This is a genomic window from Cryobacterium sp. TMT2-18-2, assembly GCF_004402245.1.
Taxonomy (GTDB): Bacteria; Actinomycetota; Actinomycetes; order Actinomycetales; family Microbacteriaceae; genus Cryobacterium; species Cryobacterium sandaracinum.
In genome coordinates this window covers 1-13,311 of record NZ_SOFU01000044.1, presented here as the reverse complement: position 1 = coordinate 13,311, position 13,311 = coordinate 1, and the positions used below count along the sequence as shown (strand labels likewise).

Sequence of the window (13,311 nt, the reverse complement as noted above, 5' to 3'; positions counted from 1 at the left end):
GCTCATTGAGGTTCCTTCCGTGGGCACCAAACCCAGTTTAGATGGCGAGTTGCCCGAGCTTTGCGACGCGGCTGCCGAGGTGACGCGCGGTGCGCCGGTCAGGACCGCGTCGGGTCCGCGGTCATTCCACGACTGTGCGCCGGCTCCGAGGTAAAAGCCAAGACGGTTGTCGTCGTGGTCGCTGGACGTGGTGGTGTTCCAGCCGGGGAGCGGCCCGAGACTGACCCAATGCATGCCGTGCAGTGCGGCGAGGAGGGAGAGGTACTGCAGCGTATGCAGCTTGTCGCCGCTCATGGAGCCGGTGATGGTGAATCCGGCGTCGAGCTTGTCCTGCCACGTGCGTTGCATCCAGGGCTTGGAGGGGGCCTCAGCCAAAGCATGGAATGCGACTGACACACTTCCCATGTAGGTCGGGGTGCCGAAGATTATGGTGTCAGCGTCAGCAGCAACATGCGCCCGCTAAAAGCGGTTCAAATGATCATCATTTACTCATCCAATTCATCTCTATTTGACCCAAAACGATGACGTACGATTGGAGGCATTGAACCGCCCGGTTCCCTGTGAACACAAGGGAATCCGAGGGTTCTCGGAGCCATTCGGCAACGACTAAATTAAGGCCTGAACCTTCAGGGGGTCGCTCAGATCCTGTCAGCCCGACCAAATGTCCCGGAGGCTCAAGGGTCCGGCACGGTTGACCATCAGCACTCGTACGTCGCCGACCGGTCGGCACCTGGCGCGGACGGGCTACCGTGCCTGGGACGGTCACGCGCGTCCGGTGCAGGCCAGTGGTGCCATCGCCAGGGCCACCGAAGGGTGCCCGCCCTCTGCTGAGAGTACGCTGCCACGCATGGTCCACATCCGGGAGGTCCAGGTGACGAATCGAGGTCGGACTGCCGCGTTGGCTATTTTGGCTCTAGTGGCAATCGCTGGTGTCTCCTTGGGCGGTTTGCACCTCGCGAACAATGGAACTCAAGTCGCCACGCTCGATCCCTCGCTTGCGTACCCGGAGATTGAGCTCGGGGTGGACCTGAGTCTTGAAACCGATCCACACCGAATGGTCTTTCGGTGGGGTCTCATGTCCACTGGATTCGTCGAGGTTGAGGCCTATGTCTCCGATGACAACAGCGAGACCGTGGACCGGGGCTACTTGATTTTGTTCTGCGGTACTCGGTTCGATCACGTCCGGGTGAGCGCCGCGGGCGGTTCTGGGATCATTCAAGTCGACGAAGGCGGGAGTGAAGAGGCGTGTGACTCTTACAAGTACGACTATGAATTCGTTACTGCAGAACGGCCGGCTTGGCAGAGGATCACATTCAATAATGGGCTTTTCATTGGGGACTACTCCATCGGTAAATGGACCGACTCGCGTGGCGGACAGCGGGTCGCTCGCACTCCCTTCGTTAGAGCCGAACCTTCGTTTCCAGATCTCGAGAGTCCAGCTGCCGATTCCACACTGACGACCAGCCTTGCTGCGCCAGAGGCGGAGGTATTAGGCAACGTATCGCCTCAGGCGATCCAAGGCGGCACTGTGCGTTACGATATCGCGGCCCTATATCAAGACAGCGAGCAAACGGATGCTCCGCAAGAAATCAGCGCCGTTCAATGGTCTACAGAAGACCTGCTTGGCCGAACTGGAGACGAAACAGCTGAGGAAGCTGACGCACAGAAGTTGGCCTATGAGACCGGAGTCCGTTCTTCGATTCGATCGGCGAACGCGCGGTGGACGGTGCCCAACGCGGCCCAAGAAGCGGAGTGGTCTACGCTCCTTGGGGGCGTCCTTCTGGGTGTCGGTGCAGCGGGCGTCGTCGAGTTCATCATCGCGTTGCTCCGTTCCGAGCGGTCTATTCCGCCCGCAGCCATTAGCGCATCGTCGTCGCGGGTGAGACCGCCGCAGCCGCCCAGACGGTAACAACGGCAACAGAAACGGGCTTGCCGGCTTCCTCGAAGGAGCGAGAGCCTGCAAAAGAATTTCGATCGGCGTAGTTGCAAATATTGTCAGCCCAAAGAATGAGAACGATAGGGCGTACGTGGCTTCGGTGGCCGTGAAGATGTCCATGCTGCTCTCGGAGTTTGAGACGGAGAAGCAAGGGCATCCGCACCGTGGTCGATCCCATTCGACGAGGTCACGGATCGGATCGCGGACGGGTGGAGGAAAGAGTAAGGCTGGCGGAGGAATACGAGTTCCGCGGTCACCCACTATCCGCGCCCTGCTGGCTTTCGCAAACGGCCCACAAAGGTCTTGATGAAATCAGGTTTATCAGGACTTTTCCTTTGGGTTTTCCCATCACTTTTGCCGCTTTTTGTGCCCGAATTCAACGTTTTCGTCTAGTGTGGCGTCGTCGAGTGGGCGGGTCACCAATCCTTGGCGTCTTGAAATTGTTGAATTCCTGCGGATCAGGAGGGTCTACGCGTGTTCGCTGGTGGCTCGGCTCTGAGCCGTACCCGGATTCGATTGAGATGAGGGGTCGCGGGTTCAAATCTCATCATTCCGGCTATGGAGACGTCGTTGAGCTGGTTACTCGCACCGTCATGACCCAGAAACCACGTGTGACAGGAAGGCTCATAGGCTTGGCGGACCAGGGCGCGACGGAGGTGGTCGCGCTGCGGGGCCGTCAGTTGGGCCGTCCCTCATCTGGACGAGCCTGACACATTCATTTGGTGCTGTCGCTTGTCACAAGGGTTTCAGCGGTTGTACCCTTGTGACATGTTGAGTGTGAAAGAGTACGCCGCCCGCCAGGACATCTCTGTCGCGCGCGTGCACCAGCTGATCCGCGAGGGCAAGGTCGATGCCGAGAAGATCGGCTCAAGCTGGGGAATCGACGAGTCGGAGCTCCGTCGACAGCCTCCGCTCTCCCGCCCGCTGAGCCCGGCCAACTCATGGTCGCTCATCGCTCTGCTGTCGGGCGTCGAACCCGAGAACATGGAGGCGAAGGCTCGCTGGCTCCTGAACCGCAAGTGCGCTGCCCTGGCAGAAAGCAATGCGCCGGCCCTCCTCCTTGCCAGCTGGCTCCGGAATCGCGCACCGGTCCGTGCCTTGCACGCGAACGCCGATGATCTCGGTGACCTCCGCAGCGACAAGCGAATAGTCCTCTCCGGAATCAGTGACGACCGCGCGGGGCTTAGCAGCGAACATGAGGTTGAAGCGTATGTTGACCCCGAGATCGCCCAGCAGCTCATCAACGAGTACCTGTTGGTGAAGGCGAAGAATGCGAATGTCTGGCTCCACCTGGCTCGTGTCCAAGCTGACGCCGACGGGCGAGCGCCGCTGGGCCTTGTCCTCGCTGACCTCGCCGACCACGCCGGGCCACGCGAAAGTCAGCGGATCAAGGAACTGCTGAGCAACCGATGACCGTCATCGACATGCCGGTACTCGGTCAGAGGTCCTCGCTGGCTTGGCACGCCCTTTTCGACCTATCCGAGAAGGTGCCGAATAACTGGTGCCTGGTTGGCGGCCAGATGGTGCACCTCTGGTGCGTCGAACGCGACACCACGCCGAATCGGCCGACCGACGACGCGGATGCTGTTTTGGATGTGCGCGCGCAGCCGACCATCCTCCATCAGGTCACCAAGGCCCTCGTTGACATCGGATTCGAGTCCGCCGGTGAAAGCCCAGAAGGCCATCAGCACCGGTGGACCCGCGGCGATGCCACCATCGACCTCCTCATCGCAGAGCACGTCCGTGGGAAGGCCGCAGCACGACGAGGAGTCACAGGCGGCACCACCCTGGAAGCCCGAGGATCCAACCAAGGAATCGACCGAGCCGAGCTGGTTACCGTCAACCATGACGGGCGCCAGGCCCAGATCTGGCGGCCGAGCCTGCTCGGAGCACTCGTCCTCAAAGCTGCCGCATTCACCGCACCGCTTGACCAGGGCGTCAAGCGGCATCTCATAGATTTCGCCGTCCTCAGCACCCTGGTCACCCGTGGAGACCAGCTGGCCGTGCAGATGAGCAAGCGGGACCGCCAGCTGCTCGGTAACGCGATCGGGGCCATCCGCATAGATGGGACAATCATCCCCGTCATCGACGGGGCTGACCTCGGAATCGAACGGCTGACCATCGCGCTGAACGCGTAGCAGCGAGGCCGGTGGCCGGATGGCAGACTCAGACGCTTCGGCCATGGCGTTGTCGTAACTGTCGCCCGTGGAGCTGGCCTTGCTGGGTTGAGCGCTGCCCGGGACCTGATGAACGCCGGGTCGGATGTTGTTGTGTTGGAGGCTCGCGCGCGGCCCGGCGGGCGGGTCGAGCAAACCAGGACTGCCGCTGGCCGCGTCGTGCAACTCGGCGGCCAGTGGCGGCATCCAGATGGCCCCCTACGGCCAGCTACTAACATCGAGTTCATGCCGACCAATAGAGACTGCGCTCTGCTCAACAAGGCTGAGAAGCTTCTCGTCATCGAAGATCTGCGTCGACGCGTTAACGTCGTGACATGAGCGACCAGAAGGACGTGACGGCGCGTCGGGGTACGAACCTCCCGGCGATGGCCGATTTCAATCAGTCGGTTATTCTCGACGCCATCCGTCGATCCGCCACCGGCCTGAGTCGCGTCGAGCTCGTGACTGCTACCGGGCTTTCTCCCCAGACCATTTCAAACATCACCAGGCGCCTGCTTGACAGCGGGTTCATCGAGGAAGCCGGCAAGGCGGGCACGGGGCCCGGTAAACCCCGCACGATGTTGCGGCTCAATCCCGGCGGGCGCTACGCGCTCGGAGTTCACGTCGATCCGACGGTCGTGACCTTCGTAATGCTTGATCTCACCGGCAGCGTCGTGAGACGGTCGAGTTTTCCGACCCCAGCGGTGATGGACCCGACCCTCATCATCGAACGGATCGTCGAGGCGCTCGAGCAGCTAATCGACGACTCAGGAGTGCCGCGGGAACGGATCGGCGGGGTAGGCATTGCGGCCCCCGGGCCGATCGACAATGTGCTGGGTACGGTGGTCGACCCGCCGCACCTGGTCGGATGGCATCGGGTTCCGCTGCGGGACGCGCTCCAGTCGGGCGTCGGGCTTCCCTCGATCCTCGACAAGGACGTAACCGCGTCGGCGATCGCCGAGATGTGGGCCGGTGGGGAATCCGGATTGGGCAGCTTTGCCTTCTTCTACCTTGGCACCGGCATCGGGGTCGGTCTCGTAATGCACGACGAAGTAGTCCGGGGAAGCTCCGGAAACGCAGGAGAGGTCGGGCACATCGTCACCGATCCAGCAGGCCCGAAGTGCTTGTGTGGGTTGCGCGGGTGCATCGCTGTGACCTGTACGCCCCAGGCACTCGTCCAGGAAGCAGAGCGCTTGGGCGTCCTCGACGATGCTTGGGGCGCCAACGACACTCGCACTGTCGATTCGCGGTTCACGGAGCTGTGTGCGGCCGCTGAGGCGGGCAACGCGACCGCGATCGAGATCGTGGAGCGCTCAGCCGTACGGATGTCGAAAGCGGTGGCTATCATCGCGAACCTACTCGACGTCGATCGCGTGGTATTCGGCGGCCCGTTCTGGGCACGCCTTTCAGGATATTACCTCCGCAGGATCCCCGAGTTGCTCGAAGAGCTCCGCGCCACGCGAAGCATCCACCGAATCTCAGTGGCGGGATCAACGGTGGGGGAGGACGTAGGGGCGATTGGGGCAGCCTGCCTGGTGCTGGATCGCGCACTCGCTCCGAATCCCAGAGCGCTCCTTCTGTCCTGAGCGAGTGCGGAACTCGGCAAGACACGCCCGGTCAAACCTTGATGCTGGTTTATCTAATCGATGTACTATTAAATCGAGGCACGGCAGCGAGGCATCCTCTTCTCTCCAGTGCGTCGGCACCACATTCCGCATGACCATCTGTACTTGGAGCAAAGGGGAGCACCATGAAGAAAAGAGCAGCAATCGCCCTATCGGCATTCGCGATCGGCGGACTGGTAGCACTCACCGGATGCACGGCCGGATCGGCGCCATCCGAGGGCGAAGACAAGGTCCTCAAGGTCGCCTACATCAAGACCGACGCCTTCACCGCTCTCGACACGCTTTTCACAACCGCCAAGGCGGACTTCGAGGCCGCCAACGAGGGCGTGACCGTCGAATTGCAGCCCATCGCAGCAACAGATGACGACTACAAAACCAAACTCGCCCTCTCACAGCGCTCGGCCGAGACCGCACCGGACATCTTCTACGAAGACACCAATGCGTTGCGAGCGGACGCGGATGCCGGGTACCTCCTCAACCTGGATGAGTACGTCTCCGAGTGGGAGGACTGGGACCAGTTCACCGACGCCGCCAAGGTGGCAGGCGAGGGCGACGACGGAAGCATCTATGCCGTCTCCCTCGGTACTGATACTCGTGCGATCTGGTACAGCAAGCCCGTCTTCGAGGCGGCCGGAATCGCTCTCCCTTGGGAGCCGAAGAGCTGGGACGACGTCATGGAGGCCGCACGCCAGATCAAGGCGAGCAGTCCTGACGTCGTGCCGTTCAACTTCTACGCTGGAACAGGCACCGGCGAGGGCTCGAACATGCAGGGCTTCTACCAACTCCTCTATGGCACCGAACTCGGGGGAGATTCGCTCTACGACTCGGAAACCTCGAAGTGGGTCACTGGCTCGCAGGGGTTCATCGACTCCCTCACCTTCGTCGACGAGCTCTACTCCGAGGAACTCGCTCTGACTCCGGCACAGGCGCTCGATCCCAACATCTGGAAGAGCATCTTCGGGGAAATGTTCCCAAACGCGACTCTCGGCGCAACGATCGAGGGCTCCTACACGCCTTCGTTCTGGCAGACCGGTGGCTCTTACGAGTGGCCCGAGTACGTCGACGACATGGGCGCAACGGTGTTCCCGACCCAGAACGGCCAGAAGCCGGGCGGCGTTAGCATGTCAGGCGGCTGGACACTCGCAGTCGGAGCTAAAACTGCCGACCCGCAGCTTGCCTTCGACTTCATGGCGATGGCGCTGAGCAAGGACAATGCACTCGCATACGACAACGAGAACTCGCAGATTGCCGTTCGCAAGGATGTCGCCGCCGACGAGAGCTACATTGCCGCCAACCCCTTCGTCCAGACCGTCACCGACATCGTCGAGGTGACGAACTTCCGTCCGGCGACGGCTGACTACAACCAGATCTCAGCCGAGGTCCAGAAGGCCAACGAGGCAGTCATCACCGACAAGGCAACTCCCGAGGAAGCGGCCGCAGCCTATGACAAGGCAATCGAAGAGATCGTCGGTGCCGAGGGCGTCATCCAGAAGTAGCAGTACCGAGACACCCAGGTGCGCGCCCACAGATAAAACGGGAACAGGAACACAGTGACTGCAGAAGTGCTCGCACCGCAGGACACACACGTGCGGCGGCCGGAACCGAACTCGGGTTCCCGCCGCCGCCGGGTGCGCGGAATTGTCAAGGCCGTGCGGATGATCCCGCTCGTGCCGGCGATTCTCATCATGATCACGTTTCTCGCCGGACCGATCATCTGGTCGGTTTACGGGTCGTTCACGAATGCGTCGCTCACCGGTGTCAACGCGAGCAACCCCCAGTGGATCGGCTTCGACAACTACGTCAAGCTCGTCAACGATCCCGTTTTTCCCCTCTCGCTCTGGCTGACCGCGATCTTCACTTTCGGCTCCGCTGTGATCTCACAGAACATCCTTGGCCTTGGTCTCGCGCTTCTCATGCAGAAGGCCAATAAGAAGGTAACCGCTTCCGTCGGCACGATCATCGTCGCCGCGTGGATCCTGCCCGAGATCGTCGCCGCCTTCGTCTGCTACGCCTACTTCAGTGCTGACGGCACCCTCAACCAGATTTTGGCGAACTTCGGTATGACCGGCCCCAACTGGCTGTATAGCTTCCCCATGTTCGCGATCATCCTGGCGAACCTGTGGCGTGGCACGGCGTTCTCGATGATGGTCTACCAGGCCGCCCTCAACGACGTACCGCCGGAGATTACCGAGGCGGCAATGATCGACGGAGCCGGCGGCTCCAAGCGCCTCTTTCTCGTGACCATTCCCATGATCAAGAACACGATCGTGACGAACACCATGCTCATCAGCTTGCTCACATTGTCGGTCTTCACCCTCATCTACGTGATGACCGCGGGAGGGCCCGGCAACGACAGCACAACGTTGCCGATCCTCGCTTACAAAGAGGCATTCCGATTCAGCAACATCGGCTATGGCACAGCCATCGCCACCGTCATGCTCATCATCGGCGCGATCTTCTCCGTCGTCTACATTCGGGCACTGCGTCCGCAGAAGGATTAGCCGATGTCAGTCATCGCCGCACCGCCCGAGGCCCGGAAGTCCGATCGGCCCGTCTCGGTAGCCTCCCCCAAGAAGAGCGTGATCGGGTTCCTCGCCAATGCCGTTCTCGTCCTGATCGGCGCCTGTTTTCTTCTTCCCCTGTGCTGGCTCATCTTCGCGTCCGTCGACAACAAGGCCACCTACCAGACCAAGTTTCCTGAAGAGTTCTCGCTGGACAACTTCGCGGCTGTTCTCACTCCCGAACTCACGTTCCTTCCGCTGTGGAATAGCCTGATCATTTCCGTCGGTACGGCAGGTATCACGATCGTCGCCGCGCTGCTCGCGGCCTATCCGCTGTCCCGCTACCAGGCGAGATTCAACAAGCCGTTCATGTACGGGGTGCTGTTCGCGACCGGGCTGCCGATCACGGCAATCATGGTGCCGGTCTACAGCCTTTTCGTCCAGTTCAATCTGCTGGACTCGATCCCGGGCACGATCCTTTTCATGGCCGCTTCGTCTCTGCCGATCGCGATCTTCATGACCAAGAACTTCATGGATTCGGTGCCGATCACCCTCGAGGAAGCAGCTTGGATCGACGGCGCATCGGCGATGGGAGCCCTGCGCGTGATCGTGGTTCCCTTGATGAGACCGGGCATCGCCGTGGTCGCTATCTTCGTCTTCTTTCAGGCCTGGGGCAACTTCTTCGTGCCGTTCATCCTGCTCCTCTCGCCGAGCAAGCAACCCGCCGCGATCAGCATCTACAGCTTCTTCGGCCAGTACGGCGCGATCGCCTACGGACAACTCGCAGCGTTTTCGCTGGTCTATGCGGTGCCCGCCATCGTTCTGTACGTTCTCGTGTCCCGCGGCATCGGCGGCTCGTTCGCCCTCGCGGGCGCAGTCAAGGGATAACTCACCATCACGCCTCGCCGCGCGGCGAGGACCATCGCGGGCTAAGGAGCCACCATGCATGACAATCGAGTCCTCCTCGAAGCGCGAATCGAGCGCGTCATCCGGGAACGGATCAAGCCCGCCGTCTATCGCCGAACCGCCCCGCTGACAATCGCTTCCTGGACCGTCGATGACGAGCCGGTGCCTTTCGACGCGGCCATCGGGCAGAGCTACGAGCCTTTCGCCGTCGGCGGTGCGTGGGGCAAGCCCTGGGGTACCGTCTGGTTCCATCTCACTGGAGGTGTGCCCGCCGAGTGGGCCGAGGATGGCACCCGGGCTGAGGTCGTCGTCGACCTCGGGTTCTCCGCCACGCTCCCGGGCTTCCAGGCCGAGGGCACCGCCTACACGGCGGACGGCGTGATCATCAAAGCGATCGAACCCCTCAACAGCTACATCCCGGCGGGAAACGCTGGGGAGCCCGTCGACATCTACCTCGAGGCGGCCGCCAATCCGAATATCGCCGGTATTTTCACCTTTGGCGTTACCGAGCTCGGCGACAAGGCCACAGCGGGCGACTCGACCAGTTACGTTCTGCGTCGGCTCGAACTCGGACAACTTGACGTCGCCGTATGGGAGCTCCTGCAGGACACCTGGACCCTTATCGGCTTGATGAATGAGCTTCCGCACAGTCTTCCGCGACGGGCCGACATCCTGCACGCGCTCGGACGGATGGCCGATGCTCTCGATCCCGACAACGTTGCGGGCACGGCGGCGGCCGCCCGTGCGACGCTCGTCGGCGTGCTCGCCAGTCCCGCCTACGCGAGTGCCCACCGCCTTGCCGCCGTCGGTCACGCCCACATCGACTCCGCCTGGCTGTGGCCGGTGCGCGAGACCGTGCGCAAAGTCGCGCGAACCTTCTCGAACGTTCTGGCGCTCATGGACGAGGACCCGGACTTCACCTTCGCTGCCTCCTCGGCGCAGCAGTACGCGTGGCTGCAGGTTTACTATCCGGAACTGTTCGAGCGGGTGAAGAAGCAGGTGGCGGCGGGCCGATTCATTCCGGTCGGCGGGATGTGGGTCGAGTCCGACACGAATATGCCCGGCGGTGAAGCGCTCGCACGGCAATTCGTCGCCGGCAAGAAGTTCTTCATGGAGGAGCTCGGCGTCGAGCCGCTCGAGGTGTGGCTTCCGGATTCGTTCGGTTACACCGCATCTCTGCCGCAGATCGTGGCAGCGGCGGGATCTCGCTGGCTCCTCACGCAGAAGATGTCGTGGAACGAGACCAATCGGATGCCGCATCACACCTTCTGGTGGGAGGGCATCGACGGCACGAGAATCTTCACTCATTTCCCCCCAGTCGACACCTATAGCGCGGAAATCTCCGGTAAGGAGCTCGCCAAGGCGGAGCGGCAGTACGCCGAAAAGGGGGTCGGCACTACTTCGCTCCTGCCATTCGGGTGGGGCGACGGCGGTGGAGGCCCAACCCGCGAGATGCTGGCCGCTGCGGCCCGTACGCGTGACCTCGAGGGATCGCCACGCGTCACCATGACGACGCCGGAGCAGTTCTTCCAGAGCGCGCACCGCGAGTACATCGAGGCGCCGGTCTGGTCGGGGGAGATGTACCTCGAATTCCATCGCGGCACCTACACCTCCCAGGCCAAGACGAAGCGCGGCAATCGTCGCAGCGAACACCTGCTCCGAGAAGCAGAGCTTTGGGCCACTGCTGCGACAGTCCTTCGAGGTACGGAGTATCCGTACGACGCCCTCGACGACGTCTGGAAGACTGTGCTCCTACAGCAGTTCCACGACATCCTTCCCGGCACCTCGATCGCCTGGGTGCACCAGGAGGCTGAGCGCAACTACGCGGCCGTCGCGAAGACTCTGGGTGAACAGATCACCCGATCCCTCGAGGTCCTGGCCGGCAGCGGCAGTCATCCGCTCACATTCAACGCCGGACCGAACTCACGCGACGGCGTCCCGGGCCTCTCCGCCGCGACCGCGGCGAGGGCGGGTGCGGCCAAGGTCACCGAAAGCGGGGCCGGTTTGGTGATTGCCAATGACCGGGTGCGTGTCGTCATCGACGATCGGGGACTCATCGTGTCGATGCGCGACCTCGTCGCCGACCGAGAAGTCATCCCCGCCGGCGAGACTGCCAACCTGCTGCAGCTGTTCCGGGACACCCCGATCCAGTGGGACGCCTGGGACATCGACGAGACGTACAAGAACGTCGGGCGCGACTTGACCGGGGCTTCCAGCGTCGCTGTCACGGACGACGGATTCGGGGTGCGGGTCAACCGATCCTTTGGTTCCTCATCCGTGGTCCAGACCCTTCGACTCAACGGCGCGACCGGTGCCCTCGACATCCACACAGCGATCGACTGGCACGAGTCTCAGAAACTCCTGAAGCTCGCCTTCCCCCTCGCGATTCATGCCGACCGCGCAGCATCCGAAATGCAGTTCGGACATGTCTACCGGCCGACCCACGCGAACACCTCCTGGGACTCCGCCCGGTTCGAGACTGTTGCCCACCGCTGGGTTCACGTGGGCGAGCCGGGCTACGGTGTCGCCGTCGCCAACGACGCAAGCTACGGGCACGACATCCGCCGCGCCGCATTGCCTGGTGGCGGCACGAGCACCGTCGTACGCGTCTCCCTCCTGCGCGCGCCCCTCTTCCCCGACCCGGCCTCGGATCAGGGCCAGCAGGAGTTCGTCGTCTCGCTGCGCGTCGGTGCCGAGATCGCGGATGCCGTCGACGAGGGTTATCGAGTTAATCTGCCCTTGCGCGAGGTAAGGGGAGCCAGCCCGGTGGCACCCCTGGTCGTCGTGACCAATCCGGCGATCGTCGTCGAGGCTGTAAAGCTCGCGGAGGACCGTTCCGGCGACGTGATCGTGCGGCTCTACGAGTCACTGGGCGCGCGTGCGCGCGGTGATCTGGCTCCGGGATTCGGCTGGTCGGACGTCACGGAGACCGACCTGCTCGAGCGGGAGACTGAGCCAAGCGCCGTGATCGGGCGCCCAGACCGAACCATCTCGCTTTCGCTCCGCCCGTTCCAGCTCGTCACACTGCGCCTTCACCGCACCACGACAGAGAATCTCGAATGATGACACCTCGGCTGACGAGACTGTCGGCGGTCCGGGAGTCGGCACCACACTAATCCTTTATCCAGCGGTCAGATTGAGGCTTAGCGCGGTGCCGTTCACGACCACACCCACCCAAGGCGTCGCCGCAGCCGCCGGCGGGCCACTGTGGCCGGCGACTGAAGGCCGGACTGGTCCATTCCGATGGGCATCGCGCAGAAGAGTCCCGCTAAGCGAAGTAACAGTGCTGATTGGTTCTCAGAGAACGTCAACGCGCTGACCCGTCCGCAACTCTGTCAATCATGCCCTCCGCCTCCACATCTGAATGACGTTGTCCGCGGCCTCTGCCTCGACCACAGCCCGTTCCCGTGCCCGTTCCGCAGCCTGACGTGCTAGGACTTTCCCTGCCACGTCGAGCAGGTCCACATCTGCTCGCCGGCCATTGAGACGCCGCGGGCGCCGGTGCGCCGGGTCCGGCCGCGGATCAGCGCGTAGTGGGTGCGGAACACGGACGCCCCGATCGCAGCCTGGGCATCGTGGAAGAACACCACGTTGGATACCGGTCCACTGCCGTCGTCGAGTGAGAGGAAGACGACGCGTTTGCCGCTTCGCATTGGGGGTGTGTGGGTGGCGAGGCGTACTGCGGCGACGAGGGCTTCGGTGCCGCCCGGCAGGTTGACGAGTTCTGAGGCGGGGGTGACTCCGAGTTTTTTGAAGAGGGGGTAGAACCGGGTCATCTGGTGCTGGCTGACGGCGAGGCCGAGGTCACGGAGTTCCACGTCCGTTTGGGTGCGGCCGCGGAGGTCGAGGGCAGTGACCGACCGGTAGAAGTCAGGCAGCGGCAGGTCGATGTCGAAGGCGAGCTGGTCGGGGCAGAAGGGGAGGGCGCGGCTGCCGAGGCCCTGGATGTGGGCAAGGAGGTCGCCGCGGCGGGCCCGGTCGTAACCGACAAGGCTGGGGTTCGCTTCGCCTTGCTCAATATTCACCAGTTGGCGGCGGCTGACGCCGGCTGCCGCATCGAAGTCATCCACCGTCCACTCACGTGCCAGGCGCCCCGGCGGATTCGCGAGCCGATCGTCGAGGCGAGGGCAAGTGTGTCCACAGTCAATCCAGGCCGATGTTGTCCCTGCAGGCCGATCCTGCCGGTG

The 13,311-nt window shown here is 62.7% G+C and carries 9 protein-coding genes and 2 pseudogenes; 9 read left to right on the top strand and 2 right to left on the bottom strand.

Annotated features, from left to right (window positions below; all coding sequences use genetic code 11):
- Nucleotides 1-405, bottom strand: a pseudogene (locus E3O22_RS15735) (flavodoxin family protein); the annotation flags it as partial.
- A 442-nt stretch (nt 406-847) separates the two neighbouring features.
- Between E3O22_RS15735 and E3O22_RS15730 the strand changes: the two are divergent.
- From E3O22_RS15730 to E3O22_RS15690, 9 genes and pseudogenes are all read left to right on the top strand, one after another.
- Complete coding sequence (locus E3O22_RS15730; RefSeq protein WP_134393526.1) at nt 848-1,909, top strand: hypothetical protein; 1,062 nt, start codon at nt 848-850, stop codon at nt 1,907-1,909.
- 795 nt (nt 1,910-2,704) lie between these two features.
- On the top strand, nt 2,705-3,349 hold the full coding sequence (locus E3O22_RS15725; protein WP_104194499.1) for a helix-turn-helix domain-containing protein: 645 nt from the start codon (nt 2,705-2,707) through the stop codon (nt 3,347-3,349).
- Complete coding sequence (locus tag E3O22_RS15720; RefSeq protein WP_134393525.1) at nt 3,346-4,074, top strand: hypothetical protein; 729 nt, start codon at nt 3,346-3,348, stop codon at nt 4,072-4,074. The genes E3O22_RS15725 and E3O22_RS15720 overlap by 4 nt, the downstream gene beginning before the upstream one ends.
- Nucleotides 4,075-4,155: 81 nt before the next feature.
- Nucleotides 4,156-4,299, top strand: a pseudogene (locus E3O22_RS16605) (FAD-dependent oxidoreductase); the annotation flags it as partial.
- A gap of 179 nt (nt 4,300-4,478) precedes the next feature.
- Complete coding sequence (locus E3O22_RS15710; protein ID WP_134393524.1) at nt 4,479-5,678, top strand: ROK family transcriptional regulator; 1,200 nt, start codon at nt 4,479-4,481, stop codon at nt 5,676-5,678.
- Nucleotides 5,679-5,842: 164 nt separating this feature from the next.
- Nucleotides 5,843-7,213 carry an extracellular solute-binding protein gene (locus tag E3O22_RS15705; protein WP_134393523.1) on the top strand — a complete coding sequence of 457 codons (1,371 nt, stop codon included), beginning with the start codon at nt 5,843-5,845 and terminating at the stop codon, nt 7,211-7,213.
- Nucleotides 7,214-7,267: 54 nt separating this feature from the next.
- Entirely contained in the window at nt 7,268-8,218 is a 951-nt protein-coding gene (locus E3O22_RS15700) for a carbohydrate ABC transporter permease (protein ID WP_369827953.1), read from the top strand.
- Nucleotides 8,219-8,221: 3 nt separating this feature from the next.
- A complete protein-coding gene (locus E3O22_RS15695) occupies nt 8,222-9,106 on the top strand; it encodes a carbohydrate ABC transporter permease (protein WP_134393522.1) in 885 nt (294 codons plus the stop codon).
- Between the two features lie 54 nt (nt 9,107-9,160).
- The gene (locus E3O22_RS15690) at nt 9,161-12,187 is read left to right on the top strand and encodes a glycoside hydrolase family 38 C-terminal domain-containing protein (RefSeq protein WP_134393521.1); all 3,027 of its coding nucleotides are present in this window, start codon (nt 9,161-9,163) and stop codon (nt 12,185-12,187) included.
- A gap of 368 nt (nt 12,188-12,555) precedes the next feature.
- On the opposite strand, the gene E3O22_RS15685 is transcribed toward E3O22_RS15690, so the two are convergent.
- A complete protein-coding gene (locus E3O22_RS15685) occupies nt 12,556-13,194 on the bottom strand; it encodes a hypothetical protein (RefSeq protein WP_134393520.1) in 639 nt (212 codons plus the stop codon).
- Nucleotides 13,195-13,311 lie beyond the last annotated feature (117 nt).